1 protein-coding gene is annotated in these 278 nt (G+C 50.0%); it reads left to right on the top strand.

Annotated features, from left to right (window positions below):
- Positions 1–254, top strand: a 254-nt coding sequence (locus tag SB764_RS39675) for a hypothetical protein (protein WP_410866707.1), incomplete at its 5' end; no start/stop codon positions are given.
- Positions 255–278: the final 24 nt, after the last annotated feature.

The raw sequence follows: 278 nt of genomic DNA, 5'->3' as shown, positions 1-278 counted from the left end.
CATGCGGTTTGGCGGCTGCTGGCCAGATCGCCGTTCGTTTTCGTCCATTCGGGACGCTTTATGAAACTCGTCGTTATTCACGTCATATCCCGGTACATGCGGATGATCGCGGTGGTTCGGGCAGTATCTGCGGCTTCGATAGTAAAAGATTATATTTAACAACCGGTGTATCGGTTGTGTTCGAAAATTTCGTCCACGGCGTCTTTCGGGCAATAAAAGAAGCGGACGCCGATTTTTTCCGCAATATGCGTTGACGACTGGCGCTTTTCTGGCTAACA

The sequence above is a fragment of the Paraburkholderia sp. SIMBA_027 genome (genome assembly GCF_046535315.1).
GTDB lineage: Bacteria > Pseudomonadota > Gammaproteobacteria > Burkholderiales > Burkholderiaceae > Paraburkholderia > Paraburkholderia tropica.
The sequence above is the reverse complement of the archived record's forward strand: the minus strand, read 5'-3'. Positions and strand labels throughout refer to the sequence as shown.